This is a genomic window from Acinetobacter sp. 766875 (assembly GCF_000582055.1).
Taxonomy (GTDB): Bacteria; Pseudomonadota; Gammaproteobacteria; order Pseudomonadales; family Moraxellaceae; genus Acinetobacter; species Acinetobacter nosocomialis.
On sequence record NZ_JEXX01000034.1, the window covers coordinates 1 to 23,836 of the forward strand.

Below are 23,836 nucleotides of genomic sequence, written 5' to 3' on the forward strand. Positions count from 1 at the left end.
GTTAACTCATTTTTAAATTACATATTATTTTAATTAATAATACTTAAATATTACACAATAAAATTTATTCTTAATATTTCTGCAATATATTGCTTTTATTAAAGGAGTTTTATTGAAACTTAAATAAAAATTAAAGTGTTTATTAACAATAGCTTGTATTGAATTTTTAGATGGATTAATTACGAGAAATCTACACTAGTTCGAATTACATAATTTTTAAACATAGTTTATATAATATGCTTTATTGACATAAATAGAAAAAATATATGGCAAAGAAGTCAATGATATTTAATTAACTTCAGAACCATAATTTGCACCAAATTTTACGCTGTCACGATTCATTGAATAAAACCAAGTGAAAAGTTACGTAAAAAAGAAACCAATAATTTTATTGGCTTAAATAAAAAATTGAATATTACAAATAAGCGGAATGAATATGGATAACGTAGCTCAGCTAGAAACTGATACTAATTTCCAAAGTCGAAAGAAAATAACTTGGGGTGTTTTTAGTGTCCTGCTGTTATTTTTAGTTGCCGGTATCGTATATTATTTTTTGGTATATCGATTCTATCAATCTACTGATAATGCTTATGTGCAAGCCGATGTGACTTGGGTCATGCCAAAAATTTCAGGCGAAGTGATGGAGTTATTACTTAACGATAATCAGGTGGTAAAAAAAGGGGAAACTTTAGCTGTATTAGACCATCGTGACTATCAAGCTCGTTATGACCAAGCCCGTTCTGTGGTCAGCTTAAAAGAAGCCGCACTGGGCGTACAACAACAAAATGAAAAGTCTGCCAAGTCGTCAATTACTGAAGCAAATAGTGGTGTAGTGGCAGCACAAGCCGACCTATCTCGTTTGAAAAAAGAATATGAGCGCTATCAAGATTTATTAAAAGATGGCGTGATTACCCGACAAAATTTTGAAGGGATCCAGTCTCAATATTTAACAGCTCAAGCACAGCTCAGCAAAGCGCAAGCCGCCGTAAATGCAGCAGAGGCTCAGTTGGGGAGCTTACAAGCGAGTCGAGCGCAGCTTTTAGCAGATATTCAAAGTGCCAATGCAAATTTAAACCTGTATCAGGTCGATTTAGCTTCTTCAAAAGTGGTCAGTCCTGTTTCGGGTAAGATCGGTAGCCTTGCAATTCAAAAAGGTTCACGCGTTTCTCCACAAACACGTTTAATGGCAATCATTCCTGAAAATAGTTTGTATGTACAAGCGAATTTCAAAGAAACCCAAATTGAAAAAATGCACATCGGTCAAAAAGTGAAGTTAAAACTTGATGCCTATCCGAGCCTCACCTATACCGGAAAAATTGAGAGCTTTTCACCAGCTTCTGGCGCAACTTTTTCACTCATGCCACCAGACAATGCAACGGGTAACTTTAACAAGGTTGTACAGCGTATTCCTGTACGTATTGCCATAGATTCAAGCCCACATATTGATTTGATTAAACCTGGAATGTCGGTGAGTGCCACCGTTGACCTAAGAACTTAATAAAAAAATTTTAGGTAATAAGAAAATGAATAAGCATGTTGAAGCCGAGTGGAGGTTTCCTGCAAAAACTGCATGGGCAATTTTTGCTGCCATGATTTTTGGCAACTTCATGGCGATTCTTGATATTCAGATTGTGGCGAGTTCTCTAAACGAAGTTCAAGCTGGTATGAGTGCAAGTCGTTATGAAGTCACTTGGGTACAAACGGTTTATTTAATTGCCGAAATTATTGCAATTCCAATGTCGAGTATTGTCTCGCGGGTGCTTTCAACACGGGTGTATTACACCATGTGTGCAATTGGGTTTACGGTGAGTTCTTTACTTTGTGCTTTGTCATGGAACTTAGAAAGTTTACTGGTGTTCCGTGGCATTCAAGGCTTTATGGGTGGCGGCATGATTCCGACTTCCATGACAGCGTTGTACTTGCTTTTCCCAGAAGCAAAACGCTCATTGCCTTTGGTCATGTTTGGCATGATCAGTACTTTAGGTCCAGCGATTGGCCCAACCATTGGTGGTTGGCTTACCAATAATTTCTCATGGCACTGGATGTTCCTGATTAATATTATTCCGGGCATTATCATTGCCACAGTCATTTACTCAGGTCCAAATATCGACCGTGCCAATTATTCACTCATCAAAAGCATGGACTGGCTCAGTCTGGTGGGTATGGCGATGTTTTTGGGTGGGCTTGAATATTTCCTCGATGAAGGCGCACGACATGACTGGCTTGCCGACACAGGCGTTCGTATTGCTTTTATGATCTGCCTAATAGGCGGCATGATTTTCTTCTCTAGAAGTTTTACCCAGCCTAAGCCTTTGCTCGATTTATCGGTATTTAAAAATAAAAACTTTACTTTGAGTGCTATTACAACGTTTGTGATTGGCATGGCGCTGTATGGCTTGGGTTACATGATTCCTGTGTTTCTTGGGCAAGTCCGTGAAATGAATAGTAGCCAGATTGGTCACGTCATGATGGTGACAGGCATTGTCATGTTCTGCTTTGCACCGTTTCTTGCGTGGCTTATTCCTAACTTCGATACCCGCAAAACCGTATTTGTTGGAATGGTTCTGGCTGGTTTTGGTGTATGGCTCAATTCGCACCTCAGCATTCATAGCGATTATGACTTTATGTTTTGGCCGCAAATTTACCGCGGTATTGGTCTTATGATTTGCCTGATTGTGGTGTCACATTTGGCGATGAGCACCTTGCCACTGAGTAAAGTAGCCGATGCGAGCGGTATTTATAACCTCATGCGGAATATTGGCGGCGCGGTTGGACTGGCGCTCATTAACTCATCGTTAGACTGGCTAACAGCCATGCACGTCACTCAAATTAATCAGTCGATGACACCGCAAAACTGGATATTTACAGAACGACTCGACCAGCTTACGGCGCAATATCAGGAAGTCGGCGCAAATGCTCAGCAAATCGCGCTCAGTGTGATTTACCGCGACATTCACTTTCAAGCATTAACATCGAGTTTCAACGATTTATTACGCATGCTCGCAATCATCATGTTTGTGACCGCCTTTTTAACCATCTTTATGGATAGGGGGAAGAAAATGAATATGTAAGGTTTTAGCAGTAGAGGGCAGCTTTTAAAGAATGAAAACAATAGGGCATATCAAAACGTATCCCTTCATAGAAAAAGAACACTTATACGAGTTTCTAATATTGCCGTACGAGCGAGTGGAACTCACAGATCTGAATGTGGGAGATTAAAGTATTATGATTAATACAACATATAAACTGATTTCAAAATTGAACCTGAAAAATGCAACTTATGGGCAATATTTTGAAAAAGAGCAAATTGATACTGATCGACTAAAAGTGATGTATTCCATTTACGAACAGTATTATGAAAATACCAGATTTTCTATTTTTGTAGATGATTTTGAAAATAAAAGCGGTGCGATTTTAATTTTTGACTCTGAAACAGACGAAATAGTCGGTTTCTCGACGGTTGTTGTGCAGCACTTTTATTTAAACGGTAAAGACTACACCGTACTCTTTAGCGGTGATACGGTTATTTTGAAGAATTTCTGGGGCACGCGTAGTTTACAAAGCACTATGCTTAAACTCATGATTAAGCTCCGAATCAAATATCCTTTTAACGAACTTTATTGGCTCCTTATTTCTAAAGGCTATAAGACCTATCTCTTACTAGCCAATAATTACTATGTGTATTACCCAAACATTAAAGATGAAAACCAACATCTTTCGGAAGTGGTTGAGCACTACTGTGAAAAATTCTTTGGTGAATATTATGACCGTGAAGCAGGCTTGCTTAACTTTGGTGATGACTATCAGCCACTAAAAGGCGAAGTCGCACCGATTACTGCAGAAATGAGAGAAAAGAACCCAAATATTCATTTCTTTGAACAGAAAAATCCAACTTGGAAAGCCGGTACAGAACTGCCGTGTATTGGCCGTCTTGGTTGGAAAGATATAGCCCGTTTTCCTGTGAAGCTCATGACGAAGCCGACCAGTAAAGGTAAATGTGAAGCAGCGCGTATAACTCATAAAACAAAACGTAGAGAGGCCATCCAATGAAAACTAATGAATGGCTAACGCTTGGCTCGCATCTTATTTTAAAAAAATGGTGTGATGCATCTGACCGTAATTTTCAAAAGCAGTTTAATGCTTTAGAGACCACGCAACGTCAAATTTTGCATTCGATTTTACAGACCTCGACTTTTGCCAAAGATAAAAAAGTTCAAAACTATGAGCAGTTTGTAAAAGCCTTTCCTGCGACTCGCTATAGCGCATGGCGAGAAGACATTCAGCGTTACCGTGAACAAAAGCTTTCACTATCTAGCAGCAAGCTGGTTCGTTTCCAGCCGACCAGTGGTTCGAGTGAACAAATCAAGTTTATTCCATACACCAAGCTGTTTTTAGATGAACTTGACCATGCAATTGCGCCGTGGATGGCAAGTTTATACCGTAAATGCCCAGGGCTTAGTTCGGGTACACATTACTGGTCGGTGTCATGGTTGCCAGAAAGTCAGCGTGAAGTTTTAAAAGACAAAAACTTAAATGATGACAGTGCGCTACTTGGCGTAGGTAAACGTATATTGTCTAAGTTCACCCAAGCTGTTCCAAGTAACGTTGCCTTTGCAGCCAACGCGGACGATGCACTGTTTGCCACCATTTGTTATTTGGTCGCAAACCGGAACTTAGCCATGATTTCGGTGTGGAGCCCAACGTTTGCGCTGCAATTGCTTGAGCGTTTGGAGTCACTGCAAAAAGATGTGGTTGAAGTTTTACAAAGTGGTAAATGGGGCAACCGTCAGGCTTCATTAAAAGAAGTCACTGCACCGCATAGCCCTGAAAGTGCTCAAGCCTTAATTGCAAGTTCAAACGGCGAACAGATTGACTTTAAAAAGCTCTGGCCAAAGTTAAGTCTGGTGTCGAGTTGGGATACCGCAGGTTCAAAAGCTTGGGCCGAAAAATTAAAAGAGAAATTACCCAGTGTTCAGTTTGAAGGTAAAGGCTTATGGGCGACCGAAGGTGTAGTGACCATTCCCTATAACGACCAATATCCACTCGCATACCAAAGCCACTTCTATGAATTTGAATATTTAGAAGGTGAAAAACAAGGTCAAATCGTTCCTTCATGGCAACTTAAACAAGGTGACGTGGTCAGCCCACTGATTACTTCGGGTAATGGCTTACTGCGTTACTGTCTGGATGATTGCTTAAAAGTGACTGGCTTTATAGAGCAAATTCCGTGTTTTGAGTTCCAAGGCCGCCGTTTTGGGGTAGATCTGGTCGGTGAAAAGTTAGCACCTGAAACCGCCCAACAGTTGTTGTCTCAATTAAATGAAACGGAATCGAAAGCGATTTCCTTACTGGCGATTGATACCCAACAACAAGTGAAACCATTTTATTGCGTGCTTTTTGAAGGTGAAATTCATCACAGCATTAACAATGAATATATCGACAGTATCTTACGTCAAAACTTCCACTATGAACTTGCACGAAACTTGGGGCAGCTCGACCAGCCTCAAATTCGCCAAGCCAATAATGGCTGGAATGCCTACAAAAAACTGGTCATGTTTGATGGCATTATCGAAGGCAATATCAAACCTGAGCCACTTAAGAAAGTCACCCTCAATAGTTTGGAACAACTATGAAAGGGATGAAGCACTTTAATACTCGTTTTTTAACACTTCGACACGCCTTGTATTTAGGCGTGTTAGTTGTGTCGAATACACATGCTATGACTTTAGACGAGGCGTTGTCTGCCAGTTTAAAACATGAAAGTCAGCTTGAAGTCAGCCGTTTAAGCGTGAACCAATCTACCGCTATGCTTGAACAGGCCAAACAGCGCGATGGACTCAAAGTCAATTTAGTCGGTCAACTTGACTATGAAAGAATAGATACACCGCCAAAAGTCATGTTTCCAACTGAAGGAAACCGTAAAGGACGAAGTTTGCAGTTACAGGCAGATTATCCGATTTATACCTCTGGGCGGCATCGCTTGGGTGTAGATATTGCCGAAAGTCAGCTTTCTGCCCAACACCAAGGTTTGTCAGATCAACGGTCGGAAACTATTTTAAATACCGTGATGGTCTATACCGACGTATTAAAAAAGAAAGCCATTTTAGAACTTAGACAAAAGACCATGGCGAACCTGCAACGGTCTTTATATGAGTCAAAGCGCCGTTTTGACGTGGGTATGATTACCCGTGCAGACTTGGCTCAGGTTTTGGCGCAAGTCGCCCAAGGCCAAGCCGATATTACACAGGCGCAGTCTAACCTGACTGTAAGTGAAGCACAGTTTTACCAAGTGACAGGTACAACACCAGACAACCTTGTTGCAATAAAACAACTACCGGCTATACCGAATGAACTAGATGAGATTTTGGCGCAAACCAAAAACCATCCGGCGTTAATGCGGGCTAAATATGAAAAGCAAGCCGCAGAGAAACAATATGCCTTAACTAAACGGGAGCTTTGGCCAACGGTTATGCTGACCAGCCGTGCCGGAAAGCAAGATGAAGCGAGTTATATTGGTTCTGAAAGTAATAACTATATGGTCGGATTACAGCTCAATGTACCGCTCTATGACGATGGTTTAAATCGCGCCAATGTTAAAAAAGCGCAGGCCGATATCGATTTGGCTCATCAGAAAATACGAAGCCTTGAACTGGACTTAAATAAACGTACCCGTACCACTTATGCGCAGCTTCAAACCATCCGACAAAATAAAGATGCACTTGCAAATGCCATAGAGGCAGCGTCTATTGCCTTTGTCTATACACGTAAAGAGTTTGATGTTGGCACCAAAACCACTTTTGATTTGCTCAATACCGAACAGAAGCTACTCGATGCACAAACTCAAAAAACCGTAAATGACCAAGACGAAGTAGTGTTTGTCTATCAACTACTCGACCAAATGGGACGTTTAAATAGTTTGGTTCCTACACAGACCGCACAACAGGTGAATAATGAATAAAACAAATACACCACTGGCAGAAAATACCCTCATTACCCGTGAAGCGACTTTGGCAGATGATCAGGCTTTACGAGAGTTAATAGCTGTGCCGATGACCACTAAAGGCATACAAATTAGCTTTCAGCGTGAACCGAGTTATTTTAGAGCGTCTGACATTGTCTATCGGCATAAACTGCATGTGGTGATTGAAGATACCGAAAGCCAAAAGAAACTCGCTTGTTATAGCAATGGCTATCGTCCTTGTTATGTCGACCGAAACATACAAAACTTACGATACGCTGGAGACTTACGGGTAGATCATAGTTATCGGGGTAAATCACTGGTGAAGGTATTAGCCAAGCATGTAAAACAGACCATGCATGCACCCAACTTTAGTCAAATGATTATTTTTGATGATAACCATGCCGCACGCGCCGCTATACAAACGGGTAAAACGGGAATGCCCGATTATTATGATGAAGGACTTATAGAGACACTGAGCCTGACGAGTACAGGTGCAAAACGAAAAATCACGGCTTTTCTCAAGCAGACTTCTAGACAGAGTAATGTTCAAGAGATTCAGAGTTGTATAGCCGAAGCTAAACATGTGGAAGCCATGAATCAGTTTATTCGCGACATGGCAGAACACTATAACTTTATACCTGCCTATGACTTTGAAGAACTTGCTCAAGGTCATCAGTATTTTTCAGGAATAAAACTCTCAGACTTTTCACTTTACTTTAAGGGCGAAAAACTGGTGGGTATGTTTGGACTATGGGATCAGCATAGTATTAAACAAACCAAAATTCTAAATTATAGCTCGGCCATAGCTGTGCTTAGACCCATTTATAACTTTTTGAGGCCAATGACCAAAGGCATGCGTTTGCCTAAACTTGGCGACTCTATTCAGTATCATGTATTGCATACGCTTATGTGCCATCCCGAAGATTTGGCTTTGCATCATAAAATGCTCGAAGATGCCTATAATAAGTCAAAACAGCAGGGTATTGGCGTGGTGAGCTTTACGCTTTCCCATAAAGACCCGCGTTATCAGTTAAACCAGTTTTATAAAGGTGAGCGTTTAACGGGTATGCATGGCTTTATTAGTTTTGAAGGCGACCCACGTCCAAATTTTGATAAAAACCTGATTCCATATTTAGAGGTTGGGCGTATTTAATTTAAAGCCTGAGGTGATACTTTGAATGAAGCCCACGAAAGTGGGTTTTGTCATTTTTAACATGAACAATGAGGCTGATAATTAGTTGATAAAAATAAATATAGCAAGAACTTATAATATAATTATTTAATTTTTAATGGAAAAATATTTGGATTTTTACGAGTGCTTAGTCACTAAACCTACATATAGGGCAACTACTATACAAATCAAAATTTAAGAACATGGTAGTTAAGTGATGAAAAAAAGTTTATTGGGCGGCCTTATTCTGTCTTTGTGTACGACTCAAGCTTTTGCATTAAATATTTTATTGGTTAATGATGACGGTCTAACCAGCAATATCAAAGCACTCTATGATGAATTAAAAGCAAATGGTCATAACGTGCTTGTGTCTGTACCTTGTTCACCACAAAGTGGTCGTGGTGGTGCAATTGTCATGTACAGCTCAACAACGATTAACGCAGATAATGATAAGCAAATTACGGCTGAAAACGGTTGTCACAATGGTGCAGCACCGATTGGCGCACCTGCGGCTGGAACCTTTACCAAAGCGGGCTATACCAATGGCGACTGGAATTACACGCATGGTACGCCAGTCATGGCAACCGTTTATGGACTAGACGTGGTTGCGCCAAAGCATTGGGGTAAAGCACCAGACTTAGTTTTATCTGGCCCAAATGAAGGCCAAAATGTCGGAAAAGTCGTTGTGCACTCTGGCACGATTGGCAATGTACAGTTTTCAGCAGGCCGTGGCATTCCATCTATTGCATTAAGCGCCGATACCAACACGGTAGATGACAAAACTTTAAATAACCCTAACTCTGCGATTGTGGCAAAGCAAACCGTAGTGTTATTAAAAGAATTACAAGCTAAGGCAGGCAAGGGCCAGTTGTTGCCAAAAGGCATTACCCTCAATGTGAATTTCCCTAAAAATTTAACAACGAGCACGCCGTTTGCATTTTCAAAAATTGGGACGTATGACTTATATAAATTGAAGTTCCAAGTGACCAAAGATAGTAAAGGCAACAACCAATTTGGTTTAGGAATAGACGCGGCACCATCGGCGCCAACTGCCGCTCAAATGTCGGATGAAAGTGCTGTAATGCAAAGCAAAATTGCTGTGACTGCCATGCAAGTTGCTTATGACCAACGACCAGCAGGTCAAGAATGGCTTAAAATCCGTTTAAAAAGCTTATTTAACAAGTAAGGAGAAAGACCATGAAACGTTGTTTGTTGGTTTTACTCCTTGGGCTTGGATTGGCGGCTTGTAATGACAATGATCATGATGACCAAGTCTCGACTGAAAAACCTGCACTAGCACCGAGTTTAGACGTCGGCACTTATATTATTAGTACCGAAACTGAAGAAGAGTTACCTATAGCGGGTAAATACTATTCTGGCGCAGATGGGACTAAATTATTGGTTTTAGATGATGACGAAAACCGTGCCAAAATTGTGATGAGCTATGACGCAAAAGCCAAAGCTTGGCGAAGCAACCAATCTAATCAAGCGATGACAGTTGAATTAGCACATTATGAAAAAATTGCTGATCAAAAACTTTTGCTTAATCAATTGGTCGGCACCTACGATTTATCGTTTCCAGATGGAACGACGGTAAATGCCGAGGTGAATGCACAAGGTAAAATTGTCTCGAAAGATCCGAATTGTGTGTTTACGGGTGTGATTACTGAAAGTGCATTAGCCAATACCGCAAATTATCAACTTACCGATAATAAGTGTGATGCATTAAAAAATAACTCGAAAGGTTATGTTGTGGTAGATGAAGACTTAGAGCCTATGAGTTTTAGACTTATATCTGACACGGTTGCATCAAAAGACATTTGGGCATTTGCACAATCTTAAAAGTAAAAAAGACAACGGATTCATTTCGTTGTCTTTTATTCCAACCTATCTTGCGCCGTTGAAACAGTTAACATGGTTTGAAGGTAATAATCTACACGTGACTGATTATTTTCTTTATGTGAATTATGCGCATTAAAGGCTGCATCATGAAGTTTTACGACTCGAGCGATCGGGTTCAAACCACAACGAATTAAATATTCTTCGCGTGTTTCATCTTCACGTTTAGTTAATGCATCTACTGCATCACGGACTTCTTTTCCAAATAAGCTTTCGATTTTGTCTAGGGTCAGAGGTGTGTCTTCAACGCTATCGTGGAGAAGGGCGGTAATAATATAGACCTCTGAAAATTGATGCTCGATTAATGAATTGACCACACCTTTAATATGGTAATCAAAGTAATCATGAGAACCATACTTTTGGCCTTGATGAGACTCTTTTGACAATTTCTCTGCTAATTCAACTTTATTTTGAGTCATTTTTTGCTCTTATTACTTTAAAGATATAACGCAGCCTAATGGGTGAGATTGGTGGTTTAAATCATAATTTTATACTGAATACTTAAGTTAGGCATAAGAGTAATTACTCATTTTTGTTTATTCATTCTTGCTTAATAAGAACAAAACCCGACCTTAGATTTTTTCAACTTTAAAATTTAACTTAATGATATAGAAGCAGATTGTAAATATTACTTAAGAATATCCTTAATTATGTAATTAAATGAAAAATAATAATTATTTAAATATTTTCTAGCCAATTTCACATTGACACTTCAAATATTGGAGATTACCATTTGCGGGCTGGCCTACATTGCCAGTCGGTTTTAGCAGACCGTTTATTCTTTCGTTCTGCCACCATAAATCTTATGCTCTGGCAGAACTCCATATATAAGGAGTTGGCTTTGCGCATCCATCATTTCTTGGCAACGCTTGCCAAAAGCTATAACAACACAGCTTAAAACATTTAACGCAGCTTGATCGCCGTAAGGCTTTTTCAGGCTTTAGCTCGTTATTACTTAAAACTTTCATCAACAACTAAAACTTGAGATGTGCTAGGCACAGTCTTTATGGCTTTGCTATGCCTTTTTTTCACCTTTAGAAAAAGTGGAAGGCTTTTATATCTCATTTATATACAACAAAAATTTAATTTATAACGGTAAAAATATGCCAAATTTAGTTCTCCCAACACGTGCATTAAAAGTCGTAAATAAATCAATTGAGCTGTTCCATTACAACGGGTTTCATATCGTGGGCGTCGACAGGCTTGTGAAAGAGTCTGAAATACCAAAAATGACGTTTTATAACTACTTTCAATCTAAAGAACGCTTTATTGAAATCTGCTTGATTGTGCAAAAAGAACGACTCCAAGAAAAAGTAGTCACTATGCTCGAATACGACCACGACACAAGCGCAGCCGATAAACTCAAAAAGCTCTATAACTTACACGCAGACATAGATGGGCTGTATTACCTGTTATTTAAAGCCATTTTTGAAACGAAAAATAACTATCCAAACGCCTATACAACCGCCGTGAGATATAGAACATGGCTTACCAACGAAATATATAGCCAGCTTAGAGCACTTAACTCCGATGCTTCTTTTACCGATGCCAAATTATTTTTATATATGATCGAAGGCGCCGTTATTCAGCGTTTAAGCTCAGATGAAGTTGATGAGAGAGTTTTGGAGGTGTTTTTGAGGGGGATGGGGTAATTAAGATTTAAGTTGTAGAGCAGCTTTTAGATATTTTTTCATATAAAATAAAGCCATATAACTTTTAGTACACTTAAAATTTTGGATTAACTTTTATGTCTTTGCTGTATACCCTTGATGCGGTTGATACTATTACGCAGAATTTAGTATCTTTTGAGGTTTATGAGTCTGATAGTGGTTACCATATATTGCCATTATCTCCAGATTGTAAAAAAGGTGAGCATTTATGCCATCCATCGGTTAGAAGTTTCAATGATATAAAAAGAGAAATATTAATAGTATTTCAAGCAAGAATTATAGAATAAGATTGAAAGTCAAAATATTAATTTAGCTTACACGGATACTTCAACACCATCCGTGTAAGGAAATTAGTTTAGGTTAAATGAATTGGTGATTATGAAGAAGGCTTATCGCTATTGTTAAAGGATTCCATAAATAAGGCAGCTTCAATAGGTTTACTAGCCCCTTTAAGTTATTGGTGTGAGGTCAACCATAAATTAGTACAAGATTATTACTAAGTTCATTGGCCACAATGAAAAAATAGTTACATTCACTTTTAAAATCTATAGAATAAATATAAATCATTATTTTTTTATAGAAATATTAAATGTTAAAGATTCATGTAATAGATGCTGCTCATGGTGATTGTATTCTACTGGATTTTGAGCATACGAAAATATTAATTGACTGTGGGCCTCTCAAACCATTTCTTACTCGAAGAAATGTTCATAATAATTTAAAAAATCTTATCGGTTCAGAGCAAAAGATTGATTTAGCAATAGTGACCCATAATGATGATGATCACATTGGCGGGTTCGAATCATTAATTGATGAAGGTGTTAAGTTAGAAGCGATTCTTTTTAATAGTCTTCAAGATATCCCTGATATTATAAAAAATTCACAAAAACAAATTTCATATAACCAAGATAATGCTCTTAAGCAAAGATTATTGGCAGAACGAGGAATTGAAACTCTATGTTTAACAAGAGATTCTGGTCCATTAATAATTAATGATATTACGTTAACTGCGCTAACGCCAACGGCTGAAGCTCTAGAATGCATGCTAAATGATGCCAATGTTCAAAAAGAAAGAGAAGAAAAAAAGAGAAGGCAAAAACAGATCTCAAGTTCGAAGACTGAAGAAATAAAGCCTGAGGAGGCTTTACAAAAAATTCAATCTGGTCAAGATGTTTTCGTAAAAGACCCATCTATTACTAATAAATCAAGTATAGGATTAGTCATTCAATGCGGATCTTTCTCTGGACTTTTTTTAGGCGATGCTCATGCTGAAGATGTGATTGAAGGGTTGAATATTTTAGGTTTTAATAATCATCAATTCAATGTGGTAAAAATATCTCATCATGGAAGTGAACGAAATACAAATATTGAATCATTAAGTCTTTGGGGAAAGACTGACTATATATTGTGTGCAAACAATGAAAAGCATTATCACCCTAATAATATGACATTAGCTAGAATACTAAGTTTAGATAACACCCCAACTATTCATTTAAGCTCAGATAATCCTAGTCTATTGGAAAAAATTAATGATTTTAAAAAACTAGGTTTTAGTATTAACGAATCATATCCGACTAATGGCGTGAATACACTTTACTATGAATACAAATAATCTAATACAAGTTCACACACTGACAGATAACTCCAGTGGATATTTTTTTAAGTCATTTGATGATGAGAAGTCTTTTGTTATTACATCTAAACATAGCATTTGTGACCAAAAAAAAAGCTGTGACTTATACCAGAGAAAAGTGGATAGATGTTGCAGAGCCTGTCCTAAAGAATTTGATATAAAAGATATTAAATTATTAAAAAACAATGATAAGGCTACTCTTCAAATAGAAAAAATCTATTATGAGAAAACAAAAGATTTAGTAATTGTACAGGTTAATGAAACTGCTACCAATAAACTAATAATTAATGAAAAAAGCTGTAGCGATCTCTATGTAGCTTCTGGATTTAATAGCTTAGAATCAGGGGTGACCAACTTAATATTGGATACTCCTAGAAGCATTGATACGCTTATATTTTATAATTCACATTCAAATCCAACCCCGAACCTGATAGAAAAAGAGAGAAACTTTCAGGGAATTTCAGGTTCAGTAGTTTTTACACATCATGAAAAGTACCCGACAGCAAAGGCACTGATCATCCATAATGAAAGTCATAACGATTTTGGAGCTGAAAGTCTCGATACACTAAATTTCACTGAAATCAATAATTTTTTTGAATGCAAAGTGTTTGATCAAAGGCTTTATATTCCAGAAGTTCAGATGATCAAAGAAATTAGTCAACAGAGCTTAGACCAAGTACTTAAAACAATTGAGGATTTTGAATTAACTAGACCTGCATTACATAATGAATTTGAAGAAAAATTAAACACAGGCAGATTTATCCAAATTACAGGTTTGTCAGGTACAGGTAAATCAGTTCTCCTCAGACAAATCACAGAGTCAAAAGCTAATGGCTTACCATTTTTATTTATTAAATCAGATCAACTTGCTGGAAGTAATAATTGGTTAGAATATCTATCTAGAGTTGGATTACCGAGTTTCTCAATTTCAGAATGGCTAATAAGTTTAGAAGCTGTTGGAGGGGTGCCTATTGTATTTATTGATGGTATAGACCGAGTAAGCGAAAACAGTAAACCCATTATTGAAGATTTAATTCGTACAATTATCAATGCACCTGATTTAGACAACTGGAAAATTGTTACAACTTTAAGAGACACTGGGCTTGAACCGTTAAAAATATGGATTGGTGCTCTTTTAAAGAATACTATTATCCAAACTGTCAACGTTGAACTTTTAAATGATGATGAATGTCTAGCATTAGCTCAACAAATCCCAAGTATTCAGAAGCTTTTATTCAGTGATAATAAAGTCAAAGAGATTATTAGACGTCCATTTTTTACGAAAGTCTTAACTAACTTAAAAGCCAATGATTTTGAACCTGAGTCAGAATTAGAACTAATTCATGCCTGGTGGGAACGAGGTGGATTCGATGAAACTGGTCAATCTACTTACAATCGACAAGATTTTTTAAAAAGGCTTGCCGAACTTAAATCTCAAAATCTTAGCAATAGTGTCAAACGTAGAGAGATTCAGCCTATCGATGCTTTAGATAGCTTGGTTGTTGATGGAATCATTCATGTAAATTCTAAAAGTTCTACCGTTGATTTTACACATGACATATTTTTTGAATGGTCGCTACTTTATGTTCTGCTTGAAGAACAAGAAGAATGGCTAAATAAAATAGAAAGCTTTGGACAACCTCCTTATATAAGTAGGGTTGTAGAACTGCTTGCTCAACGAGAATTTATTGATGATCAGTGGATTAGTCATTTAGAAAACCCAAAATTTAAAGAGCTAAGATCACAATGGTTAAGAGCATGGGTAATTGGACCAATAGGACATTCTAAGTTCATTGAGTTGAGTAGTGGATATACACAAACTTTGCGGAAAAAGGATTTCGATCTTTTTAATAAGTTATTAACATGGTTTCAAGCAGAGAAAACCAAGGCAAATCCAATATTCTTGCAACAGCCTGATAAATTACAATTAGCGATTCAACATCCCTGGCCATCTGATGCATTCTTATGGCGAACACTTTTAGAATATGTTTTTAAATTAATACCAAATACTCCACATCGATTATATCCACAAATTTTAAAAATTTTTGAGGTTTGGCAATATGTAGGTATTCATGTACCTTCAAATCAAATGTCTAAAATGATTTTGGATGTATCAATCGACTGGCTTTTAGAAATTTCTCAAAAAGAGAGAATTAAGGATTGGGGCCAAATAGTTAACTTAAAAGATTTTAAGTTTAGTCTAATTAATCTAATTTTGGTTTCAATACAATCAAATCCAACTTATACGAAAAGATATTTAAATTTTTTACTGTTGGAAAATGAAGTATCTAGAGAAATTTATACACATATAGTAGGTGCTTCCTCTGTTATTTCACAACATTATCCACAATTACTTGCTGATCTTACGTTAAAATTTTTATTAGATGAACTACCTAAAGAATATATAGAACGTGAGGAAAGGAAACAACAAAAAAACCATCAATATTTTCAGGAGTTATTAGCTAAACCTGAAGAAGAAAGAACCAAAGAAGAACAATTAAAGATTGATCGTCGTGCTTTATTTTTTCATCAAGCACCATATCAACAGATTCAGAGTCGTGATTGGGAAAATTTATCAATTAAATATGAGTCTAGACACTTTTATCCTAGCTCACCTTTAAAGGAACCGTTTTTTTCATTATTGACTTATTCCGAAGAAACGGGATTTCAGATTATACGTGATTTGTCTAATCATGCTATTGAATCATGGAAACAACTATGTGAAATTTCTGAACAAGTACCTATACCAACTATTATTGAATTTCCTTGGGGAGTGCAAGAATTTTGGGGAAATGAAAAGCAATATATCTGGAAAAAACCTGTTTGGATAAATAATGCGATTTCATCGGCCTATATGGTGTTAGAAAATTGGTGCTTTGAACAACTAGAGCAAGGGCGAGATTTTGATGAACTCATTCAAAAAATTACTTTAGGGCATGAATCAGTAGCAATTCTTGGTGTAGTAAGTGTTTTAGCCCTAAATAAGCAAGTTGTTTCTAATTCTATATTTCCAGTTGTCACTAATTTTAAAATTTTAGAGTTAGATAAGTATCGTTTCCAGCAAGACTTACAGGAACCTAGTACAACTTTAATTTCTCTTCAAGGTGAATCAAAATATCAAAAAGATATTAACGCTGTCAGACACAACTATAGTAGAGAGGGACATAAATCAAGTTTAGAGTTTTTACTACGAAATTACTTTATCAGCCTTGAATTTCGTGAACTAACAAAAGATAAGTTATCTAATTTCAAAGCTGATCTTGCCTTTAATTTCGACCATGAGAAGGTGAATGAAACAATAGTTAATTCTTTAGAACAGAGAGCTGATTATTATGCTGAATACGGTAATATTAAGAATTATTTTTATCAAGAACTCGAAAATCAAATTAGCTTTGTCTTTAATCATCCTTACTATCAAGAACCAAGTAACTCTAAAGAATATAAAGAACAAATTAATTTTTTAATGTACTCTCAAATTGCTTATTGGGCTGAAAAATCATTAGAAGCTCAGGAAATTCAAAATAATTACACTTTAGATTCAGTTATTGAGTTATACAAAGATTTAGAAGAAATGGATTTATTTCACGATGCTTGTGATATTTATGACGATTCTTCTACATATAAAAGAATGAAACAAAGTGCTTTTAGTGCATTAGCTAGCATGATCTTAGTCTTTAGAGTAGATCGTAATGAAGGTGATCTAGAATTAGCTCGTGATATTTTAAGCCAAGTAGTACAGTTACCATACAGTTCTTATGAGATAGATTGTCCACAAGCATCCCTTGTTTCTCATCCAAAGAAATTTCTAGCACAGGCTTTAGTGAGTGAAATTATTCATGGCACTATAAATAATTCAACTTTGAGTAATCTTTTAAATATTGTAGCGAGCCCATCTCATGAAATTTCAATAGTGGCCTTAAAAGAATGCCTTAAATTATTAGATATACAACCTAAATTGACTTGGTCTGCAATTTATTTTGCATTTGCTCTATGTAAAGATTATTTAAAATATCGAATCTATCGATTAGATGAATATCCAGAAGCACAACAGGAGTTAAAACAAGTAAATGAACATCTAAACAACTATTTTAAATCTGAAGATGACTGGTGTTCATTACCTATACCAGATGCCCCTTGGAGAAAAGATAATAAAAATGGATCAAGATGGATAGAAACAAATAATTGGGACAATGAGTTTTCAGGAAAAATTGTTAAATTACTGCCTGAAAAATTACTTTATAATACCACTCAAACCTATATTCTGGATTTTTTAGAAAGTTGCTTAGAATGGACTATAGAAAAACAAGAACCTTCTTGGCTCGAAGAGAATCAGAGGTTTAATGACAAAGATATTATTTATGAATGGAATTGTAGCATATCCAGCGCTTTAGCAAGAGTTGTTGGAATATTTCCTACAGAAGAAATTAAATCACAATTTCTTATGCCAATTCTTAATCTTAAAACAGATGTTTGTTGGGAATTGCTTTACCCATTCATTGAAGATTATATTTGTCGTTATATTTATGATGCCCAATATATACCAGTAAATGCATTGGAAATTTTAGAGTTATGCCTAAATCGGGTTTTAAATGCTAAAAGCTTCGATAAAAATAGTTATAGAGCTGGAGAACTCTTTGGATTTTATCTACCTAAGATAGCTAAATCACTTATGTTTGTATCAATAGATCAAAATGCACCATTAGCCAGTAGGTTTGTGAATGGTGATTGGTCTGAAATTGATATAATCTTACCTTTAGTTGATAAGTATGTCCGAACAGGAGGTTGGATCGAATATATTATTCAATTGTTCTTAAAATTGTGTGAACGATCAATTCAAAATTATCCATCAAATATTTATGCTGACCAAATCTTAGAACTAATATTATTAGATGAGCAATTGAATTGGAATGAGCAAGTATATCAAAGGATATCTAGCCTTATCCAAATTTTTATAGACAAGGAACAATCTATGCCAATAGAGTTGCGACGAAAATTCTTAAAAATTATTGATTGGTTAGTAGATCATGGTGATCGCGGAAGTGCAGCACTTCAGCAAAGCAAATTTTTTCAAAATGTGAAGAGCTCCTGAGCTATATAGATGCAGAAGTTTATACAGCTTCTAATTTTTATTTAAAACACTTATCTAATTGCATATACTATGAATAATGAGAACTTAATTAAAGTTATAAGCCCTGAAGAAGCAAAATCTACAGGGTATCTTTTTTTATCTTCTGATGAGAAAAAAACATTCGTTATCACATCTAAACATAGCATTTGTGATCAAAAAGCCATGTGTGAACCGTATAAAAATAAAGTAGATGACTGTTGTAGAATCTGTCCCAAAGAATTCACTGTAGAAAAGATCCATTTATTCAAGGAGAAAACCCAAGATAAACTAAGTATTATTAAAGTATTTTATGATAAAAATAAAGACCTTACAATTATTGAGGTAAATGAAAAGGCTGATGATAAACTAATCATTAATGAGGAAATTTATACCGACTCTTATACTGCAAGAGGTTTTAACGAAAAGGATAATGATTGGGTTAATTTGGATCTAGATAAACCTAAACATTTCGGATCTATGATTTACTATCGCCATTCAAATTCAAGTCCTAATTTAGTGGAGAAAAAAGATAATTTTAAAGGAATCTCAGGTTCGGTTGTTTTCACTTATCATCAAAATAGCTCTCAACAAATTGCAAAAGCACTCATTATTCATAATGAAAGCCATAATGATTTTGGTGCAGAGAATCTTGAAAAACTAAACTTCGATTTAATCAATAATTTTTTTGAATGTTATGTGTTTCATAAGAAAAAAGATATAGAACTAGCTGAAATAAGACTTCTATTACAAATGAACCAAGAATGGTTATTAAATTCTTTCTCCCACAATAGAGCTGCAAAACACAGTTTTGGTCAACCTTTAGCTCCAAATGATCCAAATTTGACTAAATTGTTACCTAGAACAACTTTAATTGCTAATGTTCATAATGGTTTATATGAAAAGAATATCATTTTTATTTTAGGAAAAGAAGGTGTAGGTAAGTCATGGGTTGCCGCACAAACTTGGCTATCTCTAGAAGATAGACCCTTACATATTTTTCTGACTGCTCAAGATTTTATTCAATTTAGTAATAATGACTTGGAATTATTTTTAATCAAAAAGATTATTGAACAAACAAATGATAAAGAAAGCGAAATTTCCTTTAAAAAATGGTTAGATAGATTCAAACAGTGGGGAAATCATTCAGATGAAAATAAAATAAATCTCTTACTAACTATTGATGGGATAAACCAAAAACCTAATATAGATTGGTCTATTATTATTAATAAAATTTCACATTTATTTGAAGAAGATAAAGTAAAAATTTTAGTTACATCAAGAACCATCTTTTTTAATGAAAAAGTCAAAAGAAAAATTATAGATGATTATGGAACAGTAACAATAACAGATTGGACTGAAGAAGAAAGAAATGAAATTTTAATCTCAAAGGGAATTAACCCTAGTTTAATTACAAATTGTGTAGCGCATTCTTTATTGAATCCAAGATTATTAAATATTTCTCTAAGTTTATTTGAAAAACAAAAAATTCAGAAAATTGATGAATTGGACATCAATAGAATATTATTAGAACACATTAGACAAATGGAATCAGAGAATTATGAAAATATATCATATTCTGAATTTTTACTAAGTCTTCAAGATCATGCACAGAAAATTATAAATAGACTAGTCAATGATGAAAGAGATGACTTGAATTACTTTAAAGGAAATCTAAATGCTGTTGCTGAAGGTCGTTTTTTTGAAGTCGTCGAAGATGATCTTAATTCATATAAATTAAGAGATGAAGGTTTAAGTTTTTCATTAGGATTAGAAATCGTTCTACAGTTAAATAGAATGAAGCGAAATGAAAAAAATCTCGATGATGGTTTAGCTAAAGTTATTGAACCGATAAATGCATTAGATAAAACTTCAGATATTATTCTCTCTAGTCTTACAATATTGATTTTTGAATCTAATTATTATTCTAAAGAGGTTCTTTCTGCATTAGTTTCATGTTTTGTTTCTCTGCAAAACACTAATGAAGCACACCTTGGTTATTTTGCTACAATCGTTGAAAAGAAAATTTATGATTTTATCAATATTTTGGAAGAATTATGCCTAGAGGGAGGAAATCAACCAAATTTCAATTGGGTTAAAACCTCAATTACCTGTATTCCTTATACCTCATCATCTTGGCCATACATTGAAGAAAAAATTAAAAAATGGCTAACTTATTATTCTTTATCGCCAGAAAAGAAACTTTCATATTTTTCAAAAGAAGATGATAAAGACCGTTTAATTGCAATTGAGAAAAATGAGTTAGAAATTTCAGAAAAATTAAAAAAATTGTCAATAAATGAAAAAAAATTAATGACCCAATTGACTGAAAATACAAAAGATATTGATACATTAATTATTACTTCATTCCATATTTTAGCAGGAAAGCCATTAGCCAATTTTACAACTGAGTTTGTAAAATGGAGCTTCAGTTGTAGTTTAAATTCAAGTTATAGGTCTCCACACACGGATTTTATTAGCTTAATTAGTTACAACCTTGTTGATTGGCAGAATACAAGGACACATTTATTAAATGAAGCAAAAATTTTGAACTCTTCAGACAGTTCAAATGTTGCACAATGGGCTTATATAAGAATACTTTATGCTACTGGCGCCTCGGATGATACAAAGTTTGCAGAAGAGCTTGCTGAGCAGCTTAGAACTGATGCTTACTCTGGCGGATGGAGAAGAATAGAAGAATATTGTGCTACAGATCCATGCGATCTTAATTCACTAGAACCAAAGAATATTATTAAAACAGCCAAAGCATGTGAAGAGCTTGATATTAATCAAATTTGGAATGATCGTCATCAGACTCAAGAAAGCATTTTCCTACATGATATTCAAACTGGTCTAGCACGCTTTAGACCACGAGAAGTTATATCAAAAATTAGAGAATTAATTACTAATATTTTATGCCGAACAAAATATCCTTTACGTTCTGGAATAATAAATATAAATAAATATAATCTTTTATTCACAAATAAACATGTCGATAAATTATTAGAATTTTGTAAAATTAATAAGGATTCAGAAATATTTGACGGGTTGACTGAAAATGATAAAAACTTTGTAAAACAATATTCAATTATGCAAATTATGCAATATATTAAGCCAATTCAACAAATTGAAATTTTAATGAATTTCAATGAAGAGGACAACGTTTTTATCGAACTTATTAAAATTATGGAATCTGTAAAGTTTCAAGAATTTGATCAAATTCTTGATAGAAAACTACAAGAACATCAATTTTTTAATTTACTTTATTACGCAAATACTAATGAAATAGATTTGACAGAAAAATATAAGAAAGTATTAAAGGAGAATTTAAATAATCATAATTCACTGATAAGAACAGAGGTGTTTAGAGCAGTAAGTATTTACGAAAATTTAGATTTATTAAATGATTTCATTAAGATTAATTTATCAGGTTTCGCTACAAATATTAAGGACCATGAGTTGTTTTATAGCTCATTATTATGGTTATTATCTGCAAAAAACAACCTAGTAGATGAAGATATTGCTGTAGCAAATATTAGTCTTAATATTTTTGGAAATGCTAGTGAATATCTTTCAACTATAGGATTGCGAAAAATAGCATTTGCTATTGACTCTATATTTAAAATTCTTATGAATACTGGAATTGATTTTCCAGATTTAGAAATTTCTAAAAACTTACCATGGAATAAAAATCTTATTTCATTATTTGAAATTGATAGAAGAATGGAAAATATTAAATTAAATCAACACTTAAATTTACTTGCGGAATCTGATGAAGATTTTGAGAAAAGACAAAATAATCAACATGAGCAATTTAAGAATTATCAAAGATATTTAAAGACAAAAGGCGCTGATCTTCTTTTGAATGGAATGTTACCGGAAGGGTTTGCAAGTATAATAAACTCAGCTCCTGAATTAAAAAATGAATGGTTTAATACTTTCTCTAATTTATCAGGTTCTCTTATAGCAAAGTTTTATAACTTTATTTTACTGCTTGCTTATACTTATTCTGAGCATGATGCTCAAAAGGCTCAATTACTTTGGGATAAAATAAAAAATAGTGACTCTTTTATGAATATAAGAATCGGGCAGGAGAAAATCCCACTAAAAGAAATGTCAATTTGGGGTAGTAAAAATCGCGATTTAGATTCATATCGATTTGAACTATTAGATAAGGCACTATCAGATCAACAAATATATAGTCATGTGTTGGCTGCAATTGTAAATAATAACCAGACTATTATTTATGATTATATTAATCAGAAAATCAATTGTATAGAGCCATTTCAAGTTGCTAGAGGAGTTTTAGTTGCAGGTTGTTTAGATGAAAACCCTTTATCTCAAGAGGTCTTTGATAATTTTAAAGATTATAGTGGGATAATTGGTGAAGCTTACAAAGCATCTTTATATATGTATGAAAGAAATATTTGGTCTAAATATTGGTTTCAAAAAATGGTATCTACAGAAAATAATGAAGAATTTTGGTGTTATATGATCTTATTTACAAAGATAGTGGATTTAAGATTTTATAGTTGGAAAGAGTCTTTAGAAAATGAAAATGTTATTTTACATAAATTTTATCAAAGTTTTGAAAAAGATATTAATAATCGGTGTAACAAATGGCAAAAAGAGAGAAGTAAAAAGTTTTTAGGTAATGAACTGCCAAACCCTATCTATATTTATTCATAAACATTGGTGTTCGAAAAGATTTTGAAACTAATTATGAATTTTTCTACCAAGTATGTACATAGTCTATTTAATCTGTTTACGGTTGAAATGTACAAATTCAATAATATTTCTAAATAAGGCTGGTGTTTTCTAAATTGGAGTATTTTTATTCATAATACCGAATACCGAATACCGAATACCGAATACCGAATACCGAATACCGAATACCGAATACCGAATACCGAATACCGAATACCGAATACCGAATACCGACTGTACAGTTATTTATTATAAAAGGCTTGTTTCAGGGTTGTTTGATATAAGGTATCTACAGAATAACCAATTTCTCACTTAATTTTTATATTCAAAGTATTTTCCTGAAATAAATCACTTTTAGTTTTCTAGATATTAGCAGGCACAGGATGTTTGGCATCTTGTATAAGTTCTAAGGTGTTTGGAATACTTTTACTATAGAGTAAGAGGTGGATCAGGAAATTTGAACAACACTTATAAGTGATATTTTGCTCCCCAAATGATGTTATAAACATCAATATATGGAGTATTTTATGGCACGTAGACCAAGAAGAAATCATTCAAATGATTTTAAAGCTAAGGTAGCACTTGCTGCGATTAAAGCAGAAAAAACACTTGCTGAATTGAGTGCTGAATTTGATGTTCATCAAAACCAAATTATCGACTGGAAAAATCAACTGATTTCAGCTTCCTCGCA

General features: G+C 34.8%; 14 protein-coding genes and 2 pseudogenes. 15 read left to right on the plus strand and 1 reads right to left on the minus strand.

The window, feature by feature from the left end:
• Positions 1-436 precede the first annotated feature (436 nt).
• The 8 genes from J576_RS18515 to J576_RS18550 all read left to right on the plus strand — a co-directional run bounded on the left by J576_RS18515 (position 437) and on the right by J576_RS18550 (position 9,974).
• On the plus strand, positions 437-1,498 hold the full coding sequence (locus J576_RS18515; protein ID WP_002052379.1) for an HlyD family secretion protein: 1,062 nt from the start codon (positions 437-439) through the stop codon (positions 1,496-1,498).
• 25 nt (positions 1,499-1,523) lie between these two features.
• Entirely contained in the window at positions 1,524-3,071 is a 1,548-nt protein-coding gene (locus J576_RS18520; RefSeq protein WP_002052387.1) for a DHA2 family efflux MFS transporter permease subunit, read from the plus strand.
• 187 nt (positions 3,072-3,258) lie between these two features.
• Positions 3,259-4,050 carry a hypothetical protein gene (locus J576_RS18525; RefSeq protein ID WP_171062657.1) on the plus strand — a complete coding sequence of 264 codons (792 nt, stop codon included), beginning with the start codon at positions 3,259-3,261 and terminating at the stop codon, positions 4,048-4,050.
• Complete coding sequence (locus tag J576_RS18530; RefSeq protein ID WP_033855728.1) at positions 4,047-5,633, plus strand: GH3 family acyl-acid amido synthetase; 1,587 nt, start codon at positions 4,047-4,049, stop codon at positions 5,631-5,633. Before J576_RS18525 ends, J576_RS18530 begins: the two co-directional genes overlap by 4 nt.
• On the plus strand, positions 5,630-6,958 hold the full coding sequence (locus tag J576_RS18535) for a TolC family protein (protein ID WP_002052365.1): 1,329 nt from the start codon (positions 5,630-5,632) through the stop codon (positions 6,956-6,958). The genes J576_RS18530 and J576_RS18535 overlap by 4 nt, the downstream gene beginning before the upstream one ends.
• Entirely contained in the window at positions 6,951-8,114 is a 1,164-nt protein-coding gene (locus tag J576_RS18540) for a hypothetical protein (protein ID WP_002052367.1), read from the plus strand. Before J576_RS18535 ends, J576_RS18540 begins: the two co-directional genes overlap by 8 nt.
• A 232-nt stretch (positions 8,115-8,346) precedes the next feature.
• Positions 8,347-9,318, plus strand: coding sequence for a 5'/3'-nucleotidase SurE (surE, locus tag J576_RS18545; protein WP_079377104.1), 972 nt, complete (start codon positions 8,347-8,349; stop codon positions 9,316-9,318).
• 11 nt (positions 9,319-9,329) lie between these two features.
• Positions 9,330-9,974 (plus strand): hypothetical protein, encoded by a 645-nt coding sequence (locus J576_RS18550; protein WP_002050095.1) that lies wholly within the window; start codon positions 9,330-9,332, stop codon positions 9,972-9,974.
• 35 nt (positions 9,975-10,009) lie between these two features.
• On the opposite strand, the gene J576_RS18555 is transcribed toward J576_RS18550, so the two are convergent.
• Positions 10,010-10,450, minus strand: a complete 441-nt coding sequence (locus J576_RS18555; RefSeq protein WP_002050017.1) for an HD domain-containing protein — start codon at positions 10,448-10,450, stop codon at positions 10,010-10,012.
• A gap of 684 nt (positions 10,451-11,134) precedes the next feature.
• On the opposite strand from J576_RS18555, the gene J576_RS18560 reads away from it, so the two are divergent.
• The 7 genes and pseudogenes from J576_RS18560 to J576_RS18585 all read left to right on the plus strand — a co-directional run.
• Entirely contained in the window at positions 11,135-11,683 is a 549-nt protein-coding gene (locus tag J576_RS18560; protein ID WP_002049846.1) for a TetR/AcrR family transcriptional regulator, read from the plus strand.
• A gap of 95 nt (positions 11,684-11,778) precedes the next feature.
• A complete protein-coding gene (locus tag J576_RS18565; protein ID WP_025467835.1) occupies positions 11,779-11,988 on the plus strand; it encodes a hypothetical protein in 210 nt (69 codons plus the stop codon).
• 81 nt (positions 11,989-12,069) lie between these two features.
• A pseudogene (locus J576_RS20510) lies at positions 12,070-12,189 on the plus strand (GNAT family N-acetyltransferase); the annotation flags it as partial.
• Positions 12,190-12,290: 101 nt separating this feature from the next.
• Positions 12,291-13,313, plus strand: coding sequence for a ComEC/Rec2 family competence protein (locus J576_RS18570; protein ID WP_002049878.1), 1,023 nt, complete (start codon positions 12,291-12,293; stop codon positions 13,311-13,313).
• Positions 13,300-18,423: an NACHT domain-containing protein gene (locus J576_RS18575; protein WP_252316520.1), complete on the plus strand. Its 5,124-nt coding sequence runs from the start codon at positions 13,300-13,302 to the stop codon at positions 18,421-18,423. Before J576_RS18570 ends, J576_RS18575 begins: the two co-directional genes overlap by 14 nt.
• A gap of 69 nt (positions 18,424-18,492) precedes the next feature.
• Positions 18,493-23,127 carry an NACHT domain-containing protein gene (locus tag J576_RS18580; RefSeq protein ID WP_002049881.1) on the plus strand — a complete coding sequence of 1,545 codons (4,635 nt, stop codon included), beginning with the start codon at positions 18,493-18,495 and terminating at the stop codon, positions 23,125-23,127.
• A 545-nt stretch (positions 23,128-23,672) separates the two neighbouring features.
• Positions 23,673-23,836 (plus strand): annotated as a pseudogene (locus J576_RS18585) (IS3 family transposase); the annotation flags it as partial.

Excerpts from the sequence above, each read along its gene's own strand:
- J576_RS18515 (WP_002052379.1), top strand. The coding sequence starts at position 437 with ATGGATAACGTAGCTCAGCTAGAAACTGATACTAATTTCCAAAGTCGA.
- J576_RS18520 (WP_002052387.1), top strand. The coding sequence starts at position 1,524 with ATGAATAAGCATGTTGAAGCCGAGTGGAGGTTTCCTGCAAAAACTGCA.
- J576_RS18530 (WP_033855728.1), top strand. The coding sequence starts at position 4,047 with ATGAAAACTAATGAATGGCTAACGCTTGGCTCGCATCTTATTTTAAAA.
- J576_RS18535 (WP_002052365.1), top strand. The coding sequence starts at position 5,630 with ATGAAAGGGATGAAGCACTTTAATACTCGTTTTTTAACACTTCGACAC.
- J576_RS18540 (WP_002052367.1), top strand. The coding sequence starts at position 6,951 with ATGAATAAAACAAATACACCACTGGCAGAAAATACCCTCATTACCCGT.
- J576_RS18550 (WP_002050095.1), top strand. The coding sequence starts at position 9,330 with ATGAAACGTTGTTTGTTGGTTTTACTCCTTGGGCTTGGATTGGCGGCT.
- J576_RS18555 (WP_002050017.1), bottom strand. The coding sequence starts at position 10,450 with ATGACTCAAAATAAAGTTGAATTAGCAGAGAAATTGTCAAAAGAGTCT.
- J576_RS18560 (WP_002049846.1), top strand. The coding sequence starts at position 11,135 with ATGCCAAATTTAGTTCTCCCAACACGTGCATTAAAAGTCGTAAATAAA.
- J576_RS18565 (WP_025467835.1), top strand. The coding sequence starts at position 11,779 with ATGTCTTTGCTGTATACCCTTGATGCGGTTGATACTATTACGCAGAAT.
- J576_RS18570 (WP_002049878.1), top strand. The coding sequence starts at position 12,291 with ATGTTAAAGATTCATGTAATAGATGCTGCTCATGGTGATTGTATTCTA.
- J576_RS18575 (WP_252316520.1), top strand. The coding sequence starts at position 13,300 with ATGAATACAAATAATCTAATACAAGTTCACACACTGACAGATAACTCC.
- J576_RS18580 (WP_002049881.1), top strand. The coding sequence starts at position 18,493 with ATGAATAATGAGAACTTAATTAAAGTTATAAGCCCTGAAGAAGCAAAA.